The sequence below is a fragment of the Paenibacillus sp. BIC5C1 genome (assembly GCF_032399705.1).
Lineage (GTDB): Bacteria > Bacillota > Bacilli > Paenibacillales > Paenibacillaceae > Paenibacillus > Paenibacillus taichungensis_A.
In genome coordinates this window covers 5063562-5081085 of sequence record NZ_CP135922.1, presented here as the reverse complement: position 1 = coordinate 5081085, position 17524 = coordinate 5063562, and the positions used below count along the sequence as shown (strand labels likewise).

At 43.4% G+C, this 17524-nt stretch carries 16 protein-coding genes; 13 read left to right on the top strand and 3 right to left on the bottom strand.

The features are described 5' to 3' along the window. Nucleotides 1-6: 6 nt before the first annotated feature. The 4 genes from typA to RS891_RS22785 all read left to right on the top strand — a co-directional run bounded on the left by typA (nt 7) and on the right by RS891_RS22785 (nt 4150). Nucleotides 7-1851 (top strand): translational GTPase TypA, encoded by a 1845-nt coding sequence (gene typA / locus RS891_RS22800; RefSeq protein WP_109998743.1) that lies wholly within the window; start codon nt 7-9, stop codon nt 1849-1851. Between the two features lie 298 nt (nt 1852-2149). Then, complete coding sequence (locus tag RS891_RS22795) at nt 2150-2446, top strand: YlaH-like family protein (RefSeq protein ID WP_053781242.1); 297 nt, start codon at nt 2150-2152, stop codon at nt 2444-2446. 90 nt (nt 2447-2536) lie between these two features. Further along, the gene (locus RS891_RS22790) at nt 2537-3598 is read left to right on the top strand and encodes an LCP family protein (protein ID WP_113053834.1); all 1062 of its coding nucleotides are present in this window, start codon (nt 2537-2539) and stop codon (nt 3596-3598) included. Between the two features lie 99 nt (nt 3599-3697). Then, on the top strand, nt 3698-4150 hold the full coding sequence (locus RS891_RS22785; RefSeq protein ID WP_063567005.1) for a pyridoxamine 5'-phosphate oxidase family protein: 453 nt from the start codon (nt 3698-3700) through the stop codon (nt 4148-4150). A 7-nt stretch (nt 4151-4157) separates the two neighbouring features. Here the strand turns inward: RS891_RS22785 and RS891_RS22780 are convergent, their stop codons facing one another. Then, complete coding sequence (locus RS891_RS22780; protein WP_315793265.1) at nt 4158-4853, bottom strand: YhcN/YlaJ family sporulation lipoprotein; 696 nt, start codon at nt 4851-4853, stop codon at nt 4158-4160. Nucleotides 4854-5006: 153 nt separating this feature from the next. Here RS891_RS22780 and RS891_RS22775 point away from each other — a divergent pair, with 153 nt between their 5' ends. Both RS891_RS22775 and RS891_RS22770 read left to right on the top strand, forming a co-directional pair. Continuing rightward, nucleotides 5007-6341 (top strand): PhoH family protein, encoded by a 1335-nt coding sequence (locus RS891_RS22775; protein WP_024628438.1) that lies wholly within the window; start codon nt 5007-5009, stop codon nt 6339-6341. Between the two features lie 223 nt (nt 6342-6564). Further along, entirely contained in the window at nt 6565-7845 is a 1281-nt protein-coding gene (locus tag RS891_RS22770; RefSeq protein WP_315793264.1) for an ABC transporter substrate-binding protein, read from the top strand. Here the strand turns inward: RS891_RS22770 and RS891_RS22765 are convergent. Together RS891_RS22765 and RS891_RS22760 are read right to left on the bottom strand one after the other, a co-directional pair. Next, nucleotides 7837-8916, bottom strand: a complete 1080-nt coding sequence (locus RS891_RS22765) for a coiled-coil domain-containing protein (RefSeq protein WP_315793263.1) — start codon at nt 8914-8916, stop codon at nt 7837-7839. The two genes, RS891_RS22770 and RS891_RS22765, sit on opposite strands and share 9 nt — an antisense overlap. A gap of 181 nt (nt 8917-9097) precedes the next feature. Continuing rightward, nucleotides 9098-9334, bottom strand: coding sequence for a DUF2626 domain-containing protein (locus RS891_RS22760; protein ID WP_053781237.1), 237 nt, complete (start codon nt 9332-9334; stop codon nt 9098-9100). 316 nt (nt 9335-9650) lie between these two features. Between RS891_RS22760 and RS891_RS22755 the strand changes: the two genes are divergently transcribed. The 7 genes from RS891_RS22755 to RS891_RS22725 all read left to right on the top strand — a co-directional run bounded on the left by RS891_RS22755 (nt 9651) and on the right by RS891_RS22725 (nt 17463). Next, on the top strand, nt 9651-10301 hold the full coding sequence (locus RS891_RS22755) for an RsfA family transcriptional regulator (protein WP_063567002.1): 651 nt from the start codon (nt 9651-9653) through the stop codon (nt 10299-10301). Between the two features lie 144 nt (nt 10302-10445). After that, on the top strand, nt 10446-11408 hold the full coding sequence (locus tag RS891_RS22750; protein WP_315793262.1) for a ketopantoate reductase family protein: 963 nt from the start codon (nt 10446-10448) through the stop codon (nt 11406-11408). Beyond that, nucleotides 11408-11782, top strand: coding sequence for a DUF3397 domain-containing protein (locus RS891_RS22745; RefSeq protein WP_109998736.1), 375 nt, complete (start codon nt 11408-11410; stop codon nt 11780-11782). The genes RS891_RS22750 and RS891_RS22745 overlap by 1 nt, the downstream gene beginning before the upstream one ends. A 151-nt stretch (nt 11783-11933) precedes the next feature. Continuing rightward, complete coding sequence (locus tag RS891_RS22740; RefSeq protein WP_113053840.1) at nt 11934-13631, top strand: peptide ABC transporter substrate-binding protein; 1698 nt, start codon at nt 11934-11936, stop codon at nt 13629-13631. A gap of 189 nt (nt 13632-13820) precedes the next feature. Beyond that, complete coding sequence (locus RS891_RS22735) at nt 13821-14753, top strand: ABC transporter permease (RefSeq protein ID WP_063566998.1); 933 nt, start codon at nt 13821-13823, stop codon at nt 14751-14753. A 35-nt stretch (nt 14754-14788) separates the two neighbouring features. Next, nucleotides 14789-15682: an ABC transporter permease gene (locus tag RS891_RS22730; RefSeq protein WP_376038011.1), complete on the top strand. Its 894-nt coding sequence runs from the start codon at nt 14789-14791 to the stop codon at nt 15680-15682. 17 nt (nt 15683-15699) lie between these two features. Further along, the gene (locus RS891_RS22725; protein ID WP_113053842.1) at nt 15700-17463 is read left to right on the top strand and encodes an ABC transporter ATP-binding protein; all 1764 of its coding nucleotides are present in this window, start codon (nt 15700-15702) and stop codon (nt 17461-17463) included. The last annotated feature ends 61 nt before the right edge of the window (nt 17464-17524 follow it).

Here is a 17524-nt window from a genome sequence, read left to right as displayed (position 1 = left end):
CAAACCATGCATTCAAGAGAACACATTCGCAATATTGCGATTATTGCCCACGTCGACCACGGGAAAACAACGCTCGTCGACAAGTTGCTCCAGCAATCCGGTACTTTCCGTGATCACGAAACGGTACAGGAGCGCGCAATGGACTCCAACGATTTGGAGCGTGAACGCGGTATTACGATTCTGGCCAAAAACACAGCTATTACCTATAAAGATTACCTGATCAATATTGTGGATACACCAGGACACGCCGACTTCGGTGGTGAAGTGGAACGTATCATGAAAATGGTTGACGGCGTTTTGCTCGTTGTTGATGCTTACGAAGGATGTATGCCACAAACGAAATTCGTATTGCGTAAAGCACTGGAGCATAACCTGACACCTATCGTTATTGTAAACAAAATTGACCGTCCAGCGGCTCGTCCGGCTGAGGTAATTGATGAAGTATTGGACCTGTTCATTGAACTGGGTGCCAATGATCAACAACTTGAATTCCCTGTTGTGTATGCTTCCGCATTGAACGGAACATCCAGCATGGACAATGATCCTGCTAATCAGGATGACAACATGATGGCGATCTACGATACGATCGTTAGTCATATCCCTCACCCAACAGAGAATGTTGAAGAGCCGCTTCAATTCCTCGTAACTTTGATGGACTACAATGAATACCTTGGCCGTATTGCCATTGGTCGTGTTAACCGCGGTGTGATCCGTCAAGGACAATCCGTTACGGTTATTATGCGTGATGGTAAGAGCAAAACTGCACGTATCGAAAAACTGTTCGGTTTCCAGGGTCTCAAACGTATTGAGACGGAAGAAGCAGGAGCAGGTGACATCGTTGCCATTGCAGGGATCAAGGACATCAATATTGGTGAAACCATTGCTGACCCTAACAATCCAGAAGCACTTCCAGTTTTGAAAATCGATGAGCCTACACTGCAAATGACGTTCCTCGTGAACAACAGTCCATTCGCAGGTCGTGAAGGTAAATGGGTAACTTCCCGTAAACTTCGTGAGCGTTTGTTAAAAGAATTGGAAACAGACGTTTCCCTTCGTGTTGACGAAACGGAAAGCCCGGATGCATTTGTCGTTTCCGGACGTGGTGAGCTTCACTTGGGTATCCTGATTGAGAACATGCGTCGTGAAGGATATGAGCTTCAAGTGTCCAAACCAGAAGTTATCGTTAAAGAAGTAGATGGTAAGAAAATGGAACCTCTTGAGCGCTTGTTGATTGATATCCCTGAAGAAAGCATGGGTTCCGTAATGGAGAGCCTGGGCGCACGTAAAGCAGAGATGGTTAACATGGTCAACACAGGTAGTGGTCAAGTTCGTCTGGAGTTCCTGATTCCAGCACGTGGTTTGATCGGATATAGCACAAACTTCCTGACATTGACTCGTGGTTACGGTGTTATGAACCATGCATTTGACAGCTACGCTCCAGTAGTATCCGGTCAAGTGGGTGGACGTCACCAGGGTGTACTGATCTCCACTGAAACGGGTACATCTACGTTCTACGGAATGATGGGCGTTGAGGATCGCGGTACGCTCTTCTTGGAGCCAGGTACTGAAATCTACGAAGGTATGATTGTTGGTGAACATACACGTGACAATGATATCGTTGTTAACATCTGTAAAGAAAAACAACTGACTAACGTTCGTTCTTCAGGTAAAGATGATACGGTTAAAATTAAAACTCCGATTATCTTCTCGTTGGAACAAGCGCTTGAATATCTGAATGAAGATGAATATTGTGAGATTACACCGAAATCTATTCGTCTTCGTAAGAAGATCCTGAACAAATCCGAGCGTGAACGTGCAGAAAAACAACGCAAAATGGCTTCAAAAGCCTAATAACAACAAAATAAACTATATAAGTTAACGTTTGATGGAACAGAGAAGTTAACGATGTTATGCACAGTGGAAGTAGTGAAGGGATCGGAATCGATTCTGTAGAAGCGAAGCGTTCGCCTTTATCCCCGGATTTTACCATTGAGTAAATGGATCAAAAAATCTGGGGATAACAGCGATCAAAAGAACGATCCGATACCGGAACGGTCACCTCCGATGTGTGTCTTATTCAGAGTTATCGAAAGGGTTTCACAATAGTTAACTTATATCCTAGCATGAACACGAAAGGAGCTGGCTGTGCATGCAAGCATGGTTCGCATCAAACCCGATCGTAGCCTACATCGTCATCTTTGTATTGATTACTTACGTTTATAACAAGGTGTTTCGGGTACGTCAGAAATTGCCACTTGGTAAGGAAATCGTTCTCTATATATTGATGGCGATGGGCACATTCATGCTTCTTGTTTTTCAAATCGACAAGTTGCCAATTATTCAATGTTTGCTGGTGGCTGTTGGTTTGATGCTGTTAGTGAGAGTGCGCTATTTTATTGAAGGTCGTCAAAAGAAAAAAGCGGAAGCTGCCGCTCGAAACTCATAAATTCTGTATAGTATAGACCATCCGTTTTCCTTAGGGAAAGCGGTTGTCTTATATATAGGCCAAAACAGATGTGATAAAGGTGTTGAAGATATGAACTCGAATTCGAACGGACTGCCTCCACGGAGACAGGCACCGACTCAATCCGGCGCTTCTGGATCGAAGAACGGCAAAGGTAAGCAACCAAAGAAGAAAAAAAAGATGCGAACCTTTGGCAGACTGATTTTAAGTTTATTGGTTATTGCAATTGTGGTTGGCGGTGGATATCTCTATTGGGTATATAATCAGGTAGCTGATACGGGAATTGACAAGCCAGTACCGGATGGAATGTCAGCGAAAACCAAACCCATTACGATGTTGCTGCTAGGTACGGATAATCGTCCCGAAACAGGTACGTATCTCTCGGATGTGGTTATGGTAGCATCTCTGAATCCGGAGACCAAGACGGCAACCATTGTATCTTTACCTCGGGATACCCGTATTCAGTTGGATGGATACAAGGCGAATAAATTGAATTCTTATTATCCTAAATTTAAAGCCCAAGAAAAAACCTCTGGCAAAAATGCAGAGGATCAAATGAAAGAAATGATGGGCAAATATCTGAATGTGGATATCAATTATACAACGGTACTGAATTTTCAAGCGTTCCGTGATGCGGTTAATGCTGTAGGTGGCGTTGATGTGACAGTGGATAAAAACATGTGTTACAAAGATACGGCGGATGGCACGGATATTAACCTGGTGGCTGGTGCACAGCATTTGGATGGCAAAGAAGCGCTTGATTTTGTTCGTTACCGTAAATCGAACTGTAAGCCGAAGACAGACGAATCCAATGACTTTGACCGAAATAAACGTCAGAATCAAGTGTTGAATTCCATGTTGGATCAGTTGAAATCACTGGGAGGCGTAACGAAGATTGGTAAAGTGATTGGAGCTATTGACGACAACATGACAACAGACGTGGAATCGGAGCAGATGAAGAACTTCATTTCAACCTATTGGAATATTTCCAAATCGGATGTGCACTACACACCTGTAACCGGAGAGTGGAGAAGTCCATATGTATATATCAACGAAACTGAATTGGCTAATGCCAAACAGGCGTTGCAGGATACACTTTCAGGCAAAGTGACAGCATCCCAAACTGCGGAGTAACATTCATTTCTTTGGGATTGGAAGCAAGTTTGGTGGTATGCTATAATAACATCAACAACGAATCAAGAATTGCATAAAGAAGATTAGGGGGCTGGTTGGATGTCCGAAGCCGTCACACAATTGACTGAATCTCTTTTACAGCAATTCAAGAACGAAACCTTTGTGCTCTTGAGCACCGTGGACATTGAATCTGGAGGTCCGACATCAACAGCAATCTCCTGGATTTATGCGGAGAATGCTTCTACCCTTCGTGTGGCGATTGATCATCGTTCACGTCTCGTGAACAATATGATCGAAAATCCGGCTATTACCGTCACCATTTTTGGGGAAGAGATGGTGTATGCGGTAAACGGACGTGCTTCCGTACGACAAAATCCGTTACAGGATGTTCCGTTTAATATGTGCTGTTTCGACATTTCCATTGAAGCGGTAAGGAATGCCCTTTTTTACGGAGCCCAGCTATCTTCTGTGCCTCAATTTGTCAAAATATATGATCAGCGTGCTGCTGAGAAATTAGATGAGCAGGTTTTTACTGCAATGAAAAAAGCCTAGTGAGAGATCACTGGGCTTTTTGTTGTCTTTTGTCTGAAGAATGCAGCTGCTGCATTTGTTGTTCACGTTCAACGTGTTCATCCGGGTTTTGACGGACTTTGACATCTTTGGGTAGTTGGGGAATGATCCGGCCCACCATGTCAGCGAGTTCTGAAGCGAAACCGGATATTGGATGACCTTGACGAATATGCTCACCAATTTCCTTAATGCGTTCAGTGACATCAGCATCTGCGGTAACAATGGAATCCACACCTTCCGGATCTTTGCGGAGGGCTTCGGCTACAGAGTATTTAATTGTACCTACTCGTGCACGTTCCAGTTCACCGTCAACATCAATGCCAACTACGGCTGTATTGCCAAGAATGACACAGTTGGCATCTTTGACACCTTCCACTTGCTTGGCAAGTGTTTTGAGGTGGGTGACCCTTTTTTCATTTGGCATACGATCGGCCTTGGTGTTGTCCATGACGTTTTTCTCATGAACCTCACCTGTATTTTCGGTCAGATGGTCTACAGCTGAAGGGTGCAACCGATCTTCCTGTGTATTAAGCATGTGAGATCCTTTCCGTTGGTCTTGCTGAGTTGTAACATTTCCTCCGTAACCTCTGGCATGCTGACCTTGTTGCTGCGAGGCATTACGTGTAGAACTGTTGCAGCCTGTAAGTATAAAGATCAGAAGCAGCGTGCAAATCCAATATTTCATAAATGTTCATCCTTTCTTGGAGTTTTTCAGAATGGTTGACAATTATTTTGTCCTAGTCGAATACATTTATGTATGGGAGCATGATTGTCCATGTCGCTGCTGAAAGATCAAACTTATCCATGCCTTTAACGACGCCGCTTTGGAGGGGATTGAATGAAAAAGATTTTTGTATTGGATACGAACGTGCTTCTGCATGACCCCAATGCCATATTTGCCTTTGAGGAACATGAGGTAATCATTCCCGCGGTTGTACTGGAGGAGATCGACTCCAAAAAAAGAAATGCTGATGAAATTGGGCGTAATGCCCGTAATGTATCGAGACTTCTTGATGGGTTGCGTGAATTGGGACATCTGCACAGTGGCGTCCCTTTAGCTAATGGAGGCAATCTGAAAGTGGAGCTGAATCATCGTAGTTTTGTGAAAGTACAAGAAATGTTTGGAGAAGTGTCCAACGATAATCGGATTTTGGCTGTCGCGCTTAATTATCAGATTGAGGAAAATGAGAAAGAGGTCGTTGAGCGACAGGTGGTTCTGGTCAGCAAGGATGTGCTCGTTCGTATTAAAGCGGATGTACTCGGTCTTTTCACACAGGATTACTTATCAGATCGAACGGCAGGCCTTAGTGAATTATATCCAGGCTACACTGCGCTGAAGGTTCATCCGTCGGTCATTGATGAGTTTTACACATATCGCTTTCTACCGATCAAACCGTTACAGTTGTCTTATTCGCTTTACCCGAATGAATTTGTAATTCTCAAGGATGAGATGGGAACCAATAAATCGGCCTTGCTCAAAGTAAATACAGAAGGAACGAAGTTGGAACCACTTTTCCTGAGTAATGATAATGTATGGGGCATCAGTGCACGTAACGCTCAACAGCGTATGGCCCTTGAACTGCTCCTGAATGATGATATTCCACTTGTCACGATAACAGGAAAGGCGGGTACGGGGAAAACCTTGTTGGCGCTTGCCGCGGGTTTGCTCAAAGTGGAGGATGACCATAAGTATAAAAAGTTATTGATCGCTCGTCCGGTTGTGCCAATGGGGAAAGATATCGGTTATCTCCCTGGTGAGAAAGAAGAAAAACTAAGACCATGGATGCAGCCGATTTATGATAACTTGGAATTTTTGTTTGATACCAAAAAAGCAGGCGACATTGATAAAATTTTGATGGGTCTTGGCAGTATTCAGGTCGAGGCACTCACTTATATTCGTGGACGGTCTATACCAGGGCAGTTTATCATTATCGATGAAGCGCAGAACCTGTCTCGACATGAAGTGAAGACCATAGTATCAAGGGTGGGCGAAGGCAGTAAGATTATTTTGATGGGTGACCCTGAGCAAATAGACCATCCTTATCTGGATTCTGCAAGTAATGGTTTGACGTATATTGTGGAGCGATTCAAGCAAGAGGGAATCAGTGGACACATTATGCTGGAAAAAGGAGAACGTTCCAAGCTCGCTCAGCTTGCAGCGGATTTATTGTAAGGTAACGGGAAGTTTATTTCCCGGAAAATGTTCCTATTGAACCGGCTCTTAGGGCCGGTTTTTTTGCTGAAAAAATAAAAATCAGTTATTGCACAGAACTCGATATGCTCGAGGTATGCAAAATATCGGAAAACTGTTTTTTGGCAGGATAGGACAAGAGCACTACTTATTTGTTACAATGAGTGTTGCAGGAAAAAATTAGGTGAGCAAGGAGGGGAAGTTAATGAAGCGTGGACACCAGGTTGTTTTGTTCGCAGTGCTACTGCTTTCGTTAACGATTCTGTCTCCCAGCTTTGATTTTAGAGGTTCACAACTTAATCAGGAACGAGATCTGGAAAAAGATGCATTTCCCAATACGTCATCTCGTAGCGAAGACCAACATGCCCCACTAGAGATTGTAGTCTCGATGTCTGAGACCGACTTTAAATCGTTTAAAAAGATGGCTAATGAAGTCGCTACTTCTCAACATGTGGAAATCAGTCTTCGGAATTTGGAGCCAGTTACATATAAGCGAGTGCTTGATAATCAATTTTCGGTAGGAGAGAGCGGGGATATTATTCTTCTGGATAGCGCGGAAGTTCAATATCATGCCAAAAAAGGACATCTGTATCCGTTAAACGGTACAACACTGTCCAAGTCTTTAGGAGAAACTGTGGTTGGCTTGCGGGAAATGACAGAGTGGAATGGTTACCAATGGGGGATGCCGTTTGATTTTGACGCTTATGTACTCGCAGCTCGCTCTCCATTTCTGGACGAAGCCGGTTTGGCAGGTTTACCCGAAAATAAGGAACAATGGATCAAACTTGTACAACAAGCAACGCAAGATGGAACGGATTTGATAAGCATAAACTTAAATGACCTTCACGCGGTAAGTGCGTGGTTAAATCAGTTTGAGCCAGGCATGGCCCCTGACCAAATAAAGAAAGCGCAAACTTCTTCCCAAACAGAGGCGTACCAACAAATCATACAGCTATTGGATCAAATTCAGTCGTATATTACAGCCGAATCCATAAATCCGATGTTCTCTTCTTCTGATGAGCAGGCAGGAACTCCTATGGTAGTAACGTTGCTTTCTCGTTTGTTGAGTGGAGATCAAAGCGTGGCAGGCGAACAGAGTCCATCGGAGAAGATAGCTCTTAGTGCGTTAGAACCGCTAAAATCAAGAAGTCTTGTTATTGCAGCTGGCTCACTTGAAGCGGAAGAAGCCAGTCGCTGGATTGAAGGAATGACTTCCTCTGCCGTGCAGTTGGAGTGGTACCAACAGGCTAACTATTTACCAGCGAAGCAACAGGAACTAGATCTTGAGTCACAGAAACTAATAACGCAGTATGATACGACTGATGTAAAATCCTGGTTTCCAGCTGAATCTTCACAGGCTGTAATGACGGAAAGTTCTATACTAACTTCTGCCTTTCAAAAGAAGATCCAACAACTTCTCGCGGGAGAGATCACGGCTAATCAATATGTCAAAAGTATTATTGCCTTGCAAAGCTCGTCAAAATGAAATGGCGAGCTTTACTTCAAGTATACCTTTGCTTGTGGATACCTCTGTGGCTTTGACAAAGGACAGAATTTTCTGGGGGTAAAATCCGAGATCGAATTCTCGTTCCAGCATACGACGTGTGGTATCGGGCAGTTCTAACTGATTAAACACAAGTTTGTCGACATGAAATCGAATTGAATTCTGAGGTTCATCCTCGACCGTATAATGACCTTCGATGCTTAATTGCAACTGATCGCGCTGCCCAGAAGCAGTGATTCGATCTTTGTCGAACTGAAAGGCAAAGTCTTCAAATATCGGATTCTGTGATCGAAGAAACGTATTCAGCTCATCTTGTCCAATTCGAATGGTGTACGATGTTCCGGTAGTGGAGATTCCTCCGTTTTGTTCCTGAATAAACTGTGGCAGGTTCTGCATGGCTGATGCCAATGCTTTAAAATATCGCTTGACCTCGTATATGCCGATGTTCTCCCAATAGATGGTCAACTCATCCATCAATTTCTGCATGGCTGCAGCATCCCCGCTGGCAGCTACTTTTCCGTCCACTTCTTTCTGCAATGCAAGTACCCGTTCCCGTTGATTTTGAAGATTATTTTTGAGTTCAGACAGCTCTGCGGAGGTCTGATTAATCTGGACAGACGTTTGCTGCATGGTGCGATATTGATCCTGATACTTGTCCAGAACAGCATGATCCCTGCCAATAATAATCTGATAGTAATCGTATAGGATGAACAGGTCCTTAATGGATCTTGCCCCGAGCACTGTCATCAAGAGACTATCACGCTCCCCGGTATAGTAGGATCTTACAACTGCACCCGCTCGGTCTTGCTGAGTATGTATCTGGTCTTCCTGTTCCTGAAGCTGAATGGATAATGTCTGACGCTGTTCGTCCAGCTGGTTCTGTCTTGCTGCGATCCGTTCGATCTCATGATCGATTTCGACGATGGATAGGCTTTGTTGCAATATATCACGTGTTTCCTCAGATGAAGGCTCTCCATAGGCATAAGTCCAAGGTAGCTGGATCAAAAATATAATACATACGATGAAGCCAGGAATGCCGTATCGACGTTTCACCACTCATTCTCCTTTCCATATCTACATGTGATGCGTACAGGCTTATCTCTTCCAGACAATATATGAAATAGATACGTGAAATATCCGTAGTGGTTACATAACACAAAGAATAGTCATTTAATCTGAAAACGACAAAAAAGCAATCCGACATTAGCCGGATCGCTTTGATGCTGCTGGCGGATTAGAGCGGCAAATCCATTTGGAATACGGTCCAGTAGCTGAACCCTGTGAAAGTCACGATCATATAACCCCAGAAGAGCAATATGTACGTACGTTCGGTAAATTTCAAGTATCCCAAAATGACAAAAAACGCAGTCTGCAGGAAAAAAAGCAAAGCCATTTCGACTAAGTCTCCCGCAAAAGCCATCAGGCCAATCGCTAGCGTGAAGAACCCGAGTACCCGAAACATGCGTGCCACGGTAAGTCCTCCTCTCCTATGTACGATCATAGATTGTCTACACAACATTATACCGGGAAAGGAAAAAGGTGTAAACAAAATTGGATATGAAAGCGAATTCTTTTTTTTGGCCTAAAAGAGTTAAAGTATGGTTAGTTTTGCATATGTAACGTATGAGTACTCATAAATGTGGAAATACATTTTAGTATGAAATCAATTCTATGAACTCTATGAGAGGCATAAGAATGAATAAAGCAGCTTTTATACCTAATTCACATGCCGGGAACTCGGTTATGGGGACGGTTATTTTAGGATGTTGTTAGGAGGGTATTATAGCATGACTGCAGTGAGACAGGATGCTTGGAGTACAGAGGACGATTTGATTTTGGCTGAGGTTACTTTGCGTCATATTCGGGAAGGAAGTACACAACTGGCTGCATTTGAAGAGGTTGGCGAAAAAATAGGCAGGACTTCTGCTGCTTGCGGTTTTCGCTGGAACAGCTGTGTACGTAAGAAGTATGAGTCTGCTATAAGCAATGCTAAGGCTCAACGACAAAAACGTAGTTATCTTCGCAAACAACCGGCATTGCTTGGACCACAAGTAGCAGCTTTGTCCACCCTAGATACAGAAGAAAATCTGTACAAGGCGGATGGTATTTCGGAAGACTCCCTATCCATCGATGCAGTTATACGATTCTTGCGGCAATGGAAGGGAACTGTACAGGAAAACGGTCGCCAGCTTAAAATGCTTGAGAAAGAGCTTCGTGAAAAAGAGGATGAACTTCATGAACTGCGTTGCGAGAATGATCGTCTGTCTAAGGAAGTGAATGAAGTACAGACTGATTATCGTGTTGTAAACGACGATTATAAAGCGCTGATTCAGATTATGGATCGTGCTCGCAGACTTGCATTTCTGACAGAAGAAGAAGAGGAACTCAAAACGAGATTCAAAATGGATGCCAACGGGAATCTGGAACGAATTGAATAAAAGCAAACAATGTCTGATGATCAGCATTAGATTAGGGCCCGTCACACCTCCGTTACATAACGGCGGGTATGATGGGTTTTTTGTTTGCTGTTTTTGTTCTATTATATATAAAAGCAACTATTGGAGCAGAGGTAGGGATGCAGCATGATCATTGACGTTGTAGGATCAGGGTCACTGGGTCTTTTGTATGGAGGTAAGCTTCAGGACGCAGGTAACGAGGTTCGATTTTGGACCAGGACGGCCGAACAGGCAAATAAACTGAGTATCGAAGGATTTAAGGTCATTGAACCTGAGAATACCATCCAGATTACACCTGATCATATTCAGGCCAAGCCGATTACGGAGTTAACCCGAGTATGGGAACACTCGCCTGGAGATTGGCTACTTTTAATGGTGAAACAGACAGCGATACATAATGTTATGCGGGAAATTAGTTCATTGAAGACGCGAGTGCTCAACATCGCATGTTTCCAAAATGGTGTTGGGCATCTGGATCATGTGCAATCCAATATGGCACATTCCAATGTATACAGCGTCATAACCACAGAAGGGGCGAAACGTCAGCATGATGGAGTCATCCGTGCAGGTATAGGAGAGACATGGTTGGGCAAAAGTGCAGATGTACGTATCTCATCTCTAACGACAATAGATCAAAATGAACCCATTCGTTTACAGGGACTTTTGCAGCAGGCAGGATTTGGCTGTACAGTGTCGAATGAAATCGATAAGCTGATTTATAGGAAGTTGCTAATCAATGCTGTCATTAACCCACTTACCGCGATATGGCGTATTCCTAACGGTGAGTTAATTACAAAGGAAGAGCGAATCATGTTTATGCGACAGCTGTACGATGAGGCATTGGCGATATATAGAGCAAGTGGGATACTTCTAGATTCGGATGTGTGGGAACAAATCCTCTCTGTCTGTCGTTCCACAGCCTCGAATACATCTTCAATGCTGTCAGATGTACTGCATGGACAACAAACGGAGGTGCAATCCATTAACGGGCAAATCGTGAGCATGGCGTGTCGGTGTGGCCTGTCTGCTCCAACGCATGAAGTACTGCTTCATCTGATTGAAGGTATGCAACCGGAAGGAGTGAGTTAATGGGATTTTTTATTGTGCTGAGCATACTGCCGTTCTTTCCTTTTTTTCTTGTGTATTGGATCATGTATGGATGGAAGAAAGATAAGCGTGTGGCTTTGAGCTCGGCAATGGATGTAACAACCTTATTTCTTATATTCTCTGTATCGGCGTTATTCAACTTAACATTTGATTCGAATTTTGGATTTTATTTAACATTAATACTCATACTAATAGCGCTTGGATTCATCGGAGGAGCACAAAATCGGCTCAAAGGTAAGGTCGATGGGGGTAGAATGTTCCGGGCCGTTTGGCGCATGGCTTTTGTCATAATGAGTTTTGGGTATATTTTGTTTACTATATTTGGATTATTTAGATACTTCATGAAACAGATGTGAGGATACATAACGCAAAAGGGCTAAAAAATGTGTCGATTTTGTCGAAAACTGAAAAAAACATTACTTTCTGAAAAAGTAATGTAGATTTTTTTGACCGGTGGTTGTATAATCTATAAACATATACCACATCAATTTAGGGGGAAAGTGTTAGATGAAAAGGAAAAGTCTATTAGTCCTTTTGACGCTGATTTTGGCGTTCGGTACCGTACTTGCAGCGTGCGGATCGAAAAACGAAGGCACAGGTAACACCGATACTGGTTCTGCAACCGAAGGAAATGGTCTTGCTAAAGATCAAATCCTGAAAATTAACCTGTCAGCTGAACCTCCTACGTTAGACCCGGCTCAAGCAAAAGACAGCCAAACAAACACTGTACTGAAATTCTTGTATGAAGGTCTTGTGCGTATCGACCCTGATGGCAAAGAAGCTCCAGGTGTTGCTAAAGACTGGACAATTTCCGAAGATGGTTTGAAATATGTTTTCAACCTGAATCCGGATGCTAAATGGAGCAACGGTGATGCAATCACTGCCGAAGACTTTGTACGTTCTTGGGAACGTGCTTTGAAACCGGAAACAGCTTCTCCATATGCTTACCAATTGTATTACATCAAAGGTGCTGAGGGTTACAACCTGAGCAAAGACGAAACATATAAAGGCACTAAAATCACAGACTTCTCTCAAGTAGGTGTTAAAGCTACTGATGAGCACACGCTGGAAGTAACGTTGGAAAACCCAACACCTTACTTCTTGGGTCTGACAGCATTCTACACGTACTACCCAGTACACAAGTCTGCTGACACGAATGACAAATTCTTCACAGACTACAAAAACATGATCGTTAACGGACCATTCACTATGGATCAATACGCTAAAGGTCAAAAAATCGTCGTGAAGAAAAACGAAGGCTACCATGCAGCTTCCGATATCAAATTGTCTGAGATCAACATGTCCCTGACAAACAGCAGTGCTTCCGAACTGCAAGCTTACAAGTCTGGACAATTGGACTACACAGGCGCACCTAACGGTGAAATTCCTTCCGACCAAATTCCTTCTGTAAAAGCGGAATTGCCGGACGAGTTTAAAGCTACTGGTATTGCAAGTACTTACTACTACCAGTTCAATGTTAATGAAGCTCCATTTAACAACGTTAAAATCCGTAAGGCCTTTGCAATGTCAATCGAGCGTCAATTGATCGTTGACAAAGTAACACAAGGTGGACAAATTCCAGCTTTCGGCTTTGTACCTCCAGGTATCCGCGGTGAAAACGGCGAATTCCGTGATGAGCACAAAGACGACTACTTCACTGAAAACGTAGAAGAAGCTAAAAAATTGCTTGCTGAAGGTATGAAAGAAGAAGGCTACACAACATTGCCAGCAGTAACATTGATCTATAACACTAGTGACGGTCACGCGAAAATCGCTCTTGCTGTTGCAGATATGTGGAAGAAAAACCTTGGTGTTGACGTGAAAACGGAAAACCAAGAGTGGGGCGTATTCCTTGAGAACCGTCAAAACCAAAACTTCCAAGTTGCTCGTGCAGGTTGGTCTGCGGACTACAACGATCCGTACAACTTCTTGGAAATGTGGACTACTGGAAACACAAACAATGATTCCAAATTCAGCAACGAACAGTATGACAAAGATGTTAAAGAAACTGTAAAATCGGCTGATCCAGCTACACGTATGGCTGCATTTGCAGATGCTGAGAAAATCCTGATTCAAGATGAAATGGGCGTAATGCCGATTTATTACTACACTAATGTATCTTTGACTAAGCCTTATCTGAAAGGCGTACAACTTGATTTCAGTGGAGCAATTGACTTCACTCGTGCATATCTGGAAGAGAAATAAGTTGTTCTGAAGTCTATATGATTACTTCGGGATATATATGTGGAATTCCATATATATCCCGATTTTTTTGTATGTGCACCGATTTTCCTTATAATTCTTGAAATTTCCGATAAATGGATTGGACATTATTCTTGTCTAATTCTACAATCGATTTGTATACAAAATATTGTTTGTGGAGGTGTGCAAGGGTTGGTTAAGTACGTGCTGAAAAAACTGCTATTTATGCTGCTATCGCTTTTCATACTCGCATCAGCAACCTTCTTCCTGATGAAGGCCATTCCGGGTGACCCTTTTACATCCGAGAAAAAAGTATCACCTGAAATCCGGGCACTTTTGGAAGTGAAGTATGGTTTGGACAAACCGATGTATGAACAATACCTGAAGTATATGGGTGGAATCATCAAAGGTGATTTCGGGGTTTCTATGAAATACCTGAATCAAGATGTAACTGGTATGATCACTCAAACGTTTACAGCATCACTGAAACTAGGAATCTTTGCGATTATTATCTCAATTGTTGTGGGTGTCTTGTTGGGGCTTATTGCCGCAGTGTACCATCGCAAGTTAATTGATGATATTACGATGATTCTGGCTGTTATCGGGATTGCTGTACCGAGTTTCTTGCTCGCATCCCTAGTGCAATATGTTTTTGCATTCAAACTCGGCTGGTTTAACGTTATGGGCTTCGACGGCCCACTCGACTATGTGCTTCCGGTTGCAGCCTTGTCTGCATCACCAATTGCCTTTATCGCTCGTTTGACGCGTTCAAGCATGTTGGAAGTGTTGCATGCAGATTACATCAAGACAGCCAAAGCCAAAGGTTTGAAATGGCCGGCTATTATGTTTAAACACGTTTTACGTAACGGTATTCTGCCAGTTGTTACTTATGTTGGTCCAATGACAGCGAACATTATTACAGGTTCCGTTGTAATTGAACAGATCTTTAACATTGGTGGGATTGGTAAAGTATTTGTAGAAAGTATTACGAATCGTGATTATACGATGATTATGGGGATCACAATTTTCTATGGTATTCTCTTGATGCTTGCACGTTTCCTGACGGATATTGCTTACGTGCTGATCGATCCTAGAATTAAGCTAGAAAGCCGGAAGGGGGCATAACGTTGTCTGGCACGAATAACAACAATAATGAAACGGTGAACACAGGCCTGGATAGTCAGGCAGCGTTGAAATCGCAAGAGAGTGTATCGCTATTCAAAGACGCTATGTATAGACTTGCAACGAACAAGGCCGCTATGATTAGTTTGGCTGTTCTAGTCCTTGTTGTCATTTTCTCTATGATTGGTCCAACTTCTTTGTTCACAAGTTATAATTATTATTCCAATGATTTGTTGAATGCCAATGCTGCACCGAGTGCTGAACACTGGTTCGGAACAGATGAACTGGGCCGTGATGTATGGGTAAGAACCTGGGTAGGTGCACGTGTGTCTCTTACTGTAGGTTTGGCTGCTGCTTTGATTGACCTTGTCATCGGGGTAATTTATGGAGCCATCATGGGCTTCTACGGTGGACGTGTGGACGGCATCATGAACAAGTTCTCCGAGATCTTGTACTCCCTGCCTTACATGCTCGTAGTTATCTTGTTGCTGGTTGTATTGGAGCCAAGTCTGACAACGATTATCATTGCACTCACTATTACAGGATGGATCAGTATGTCCTGGATTGTGCGTGGTGAGATTATGCAACTCAAAAACAGAGACTTTATCCTTGCTGCTCGTTCCATGGGCGCAAGCACTGGACGTCAACTCTTCCGTCATTTGTTGCCAAATGCTGTCGGACCAATTCTCGTTACATTGACGTTGTCTATCCCAAATGCCATCTTCGCAGAAGCATTCTTGAGCTTCCTCGGATTGGGTGTATCTGCACCTAAATCCTCTCTTGGATCTATGATCAATGATGCACTTACAGGCTGGACGCTGTATCCTTGGCGGATGTGGTTCCCTGCAGGTTTGATGGTTATGACAATGCTCGCATTTAACTTGCTTGGTGACGGCTTGCGCGACGCGCTTGATCCGAAATTACGTAAATAGAAATAGGAGGTGGGATTATGGAGCCGATTTTAACAGTCAAAGACCTGAGTGTGTCATTTACGACGCGTTCTGGTGAGTTTGATGCCGTTAAAAATGTGAGTTTTGAACTTGGCAAAGGAGAGACGCTGGGGATCGTAGGTGAATCCGGTAGTGGTAAGAGTGTTACTGCCCAAACCATCATGAAATTGATTCCCTCCCCGCCTTCGAAGGTCAAAAGCGGAGAAATTACTTTTCACGGGCAGGACCTGCTGAATAAGACAGATAAACAGATGGAAGCCATCCGTGGTAAAGATATCGGCATGATCTTCCAGGATCCAATGACTTCTTTGAATCCTACCATCAAAATTGGTAAGCAAATCACTGAGGTACTGCGTAAACATCAGAATATGTCCAAAAAAGAAGCCGAGAAAAGCGCATTGGAAATGCTTGAACTTGTAGGCATCAAAAATGCGGAAGCGCGTATGAACCATTATCCGCACCAATTTTCCGGTGGTATGCGCCAGCGTGCTATGATTGCAATTGCCTTGGCATGCCGTCCATCCCTTCTGATTGCGGATGAGCCAACAACTGCACTCGACGTAACGATTCAGGCACAAATCTTGGATGTTATGAAAGACATGCAGCAAAAACTTGGAACTTCTATCATGCTTATCACGCATGACCTTGGAGTTGTCGCAGGAATGTGTGATCGTGTTGTCGTTATGAAGGAAGGCGAAGTTGTTGAAACTGGAACAACTGCTGAAATCTTCAGTAATCCTCAACATCCATACACGATTAAATTGCTGAATGCTCTTCCTCGTCTGGACGAGCCTAAAAAAGAAAAGCCTACTCCAGTTGGTATTATCAAAGGTGCCAACAAGCCGCTGGTTCAAGTGAAGAACCTGAAACAATACTTCAATTTGGGCAAAGGGAACATTCTCAAAGCGGTTAATGATGTTAGCTTTGATATTTTTGAAGGCGAAACACTTGGGGTTGTAGGGGAGTCTGGCTGTGGTAAATCCACAACTGGCCGTACAATTCTGCGCCTTTATGAGCCAACAGGTGGAAATGTTAACTTTAATGGAACGGATATTTACAAGCTGTCTCCGCGCAAGATGAAAGAAATGCGCAAAGATATGCAGATGATTTTCCAAGATCCTTATGCATCTTTGAATCCACGTTTCAACGTTATGGATATCATCGGTGAATCCCTTGATATTCATGGTCTGGCATCAAGTAAGGCAGAGCGGAAGAGACGCGTTGAAGAATTGCTTGATCTTGTAGGTCTGAATCCTAGCCATGCACTCCGTTATCCACATGAATTCTCAGGTGGTCAAAGACAACGGATTGGGATTGCCCGTGCATTGGCCGTAGACCCTAAATTCATCATCTGTGATGAGCCATTGTCAGCATTGGACGTGTCCATTCAGGCTCAGGTCGTTAATTTGCTTGAAGAACTTCAGCAACGTCTCGGCTTGACATACCTGTTCATTGCGCATGACTTGTCCATGGTTAAACATATCAGTGACCGTGTAGCTGTAATGTACATGGGTAAAGTGGTGGAGTTGGCAGAAAGTGAAGAACTTTATGCTAATCCGATTCACCCTTACACCAAAACATTGCTGTCTGCTATCCCTGTACCTGATCCGGAAGTAGAGGCGAGCAAACGTCGCATTTTGCTGCCGGAAGAACAAGCGCTTAAGAATGGATCTGGTGGTCCTGTAAATGATCCTTACAACCTGCAGAACGCTCAATTAATTGAGGTATCCAAAGGTCACTGGGTTGCAGAACCTTACGTATAAAAAGTACAAATTTCATTTGGACTTATCCATGAATATCAAACCGCCGACTTTGTTCGGCGGT